This is a genomic window from Oleiphilus sp. HI0086 (genome assembly GCF_001635225.1).
Genome location: NZ_LWFZ01001084.1, coordinates 1 through 1,340, shown reverse-complemented (window position 1 = coordinate 1,340; position 1,340 = coordinate 1). Strand labels below are relative to the sequence as shown.

2 protein-coding genes are annotated in these 1,340 nt (G+C 47.2%); both read left to right on the top strand.

Going from position 1 to position 1,340, the window contains the following annotated elements:
- Positions 1-622 (top strand): cell division protein FtsQ/DivIB (locus tag A3756_RS19205; protein ID WP_068554329.1); only part of this gene is annotated, 622 nt, incomplete at its 5' end.
- A 90-nt stretch (positions 623-712) separates the two neighbouring features.
- The coding region (gene ftsA / locus A3756_RS19200; protein ID WP_068554328.1) for a cell division protein FtsA at positions 713-1,340 on the top strand (628 nt) is incomplete at its 3' end.

Genomic DNA, 1,340 nt, shown 5'->3' with positions numbered 1-1,340 from the left:
AGGCGCGTTTTCTTATCTGAACGAAAGTGAAGTGACACAAGCGTTGAGTGGTTTAGTCGGCGCCGGATTTATAGCGACTGACTTAAAAGACGTTCAAACACGAGTAGAGGGCTTGGCCTGGGTTAACAGTGCGACTGTGAGTAGAGTCTGGCCGGGCGAAATCAAGCTGCTAATAAATGAACAAGTTGCGGTGAGTCAGTGGAATGACGGAGCGTTGCTCAATGCAGAAGGTGTTGTCTTTAAGCCTGCTGAACTAAGAAGTGATTTATTGGTTTTACCGCAACTGATCGGCAGTGAGCAGTTCAGTGCGTCGAAGAAAAATATGATGTATTCAACGCTCGGAGTACTACAGCAAGGCCTTAAAGAGTATGGCTTGGCTATTAGAGCGCTGGAATTGAAACCTAGAAATGTCTGGAATATGACCTTGAGTAATGGTGTGGCGGTCGCAATGGGTGAAATTAAGCTACAAGATCGCGAAGGGCAGCAGAACCTTGAAGCCAAGCTGGAACGAGTTGGTAAGGTTTTCAGCTCCAGAGCAAATATTGACGTGGCGAATATTAGCCGAATCGACGCTCGCTACCCGAATGGTGTAGCGATCAAGTGGCGATCCGGTAAAAAGTAAGAATTAGGAATGTGTTTGTGAGCCGGGCATCGGATGGCCTTAGGCTTCGCGAAAGCAAAGTTGGTACAAAAGTAACGTGGGAACACCAGAATGGCTGGCTCATTAGAAAATGAATTTACCGTGGGGTTGGATATTGGAACCTCCAAAATTGTTGCAATTGTTGGCAAGAAGAATAGTGAAGGACAGATCGAAATAGTTGGTATCGGTTCGCACCCTTCTCGTGGCTTAAAGAGAGGGGTTGTTGTCAATATTGAGTCAACAGTTAACGCAATTCAACGAGCTGTCGAAGAGGCTGAGCTGATGGCAGGGTGCCAGATTCACTCTGTCTATGCAGGAATAGCCGGGAGCCATATTCGCAGTATGAATTCGCACGGCATTGTTGCGGTTCGAGATCGAGAAGTTGTTCAGGCCGATATTGATCGTGTTATCGATGCTGCACAGGCTGTGGCAATACCAGCAGACCAGAAAGTGCTGCACATTCTCCCTCAGGAGTTTGTGATTGATAGCCAGGAAGGCATTAAAGAGCCTTTGGGTATGTCTGGTGTGCGTCTAGAAGCAAAGGTGCACTTGGTGACCTGTGCGGTTAACGCAGCTCAGAATATAGAAAAGTGTGTGCAGAAGTGTGATCTGGACGTTGATGACATTATTTTAGAGCAGTTGGCTTCAAGCTATGCGGTGCTCACTGACGATGAGAAAGAGTTAGGTGTCTGTGTTGTGG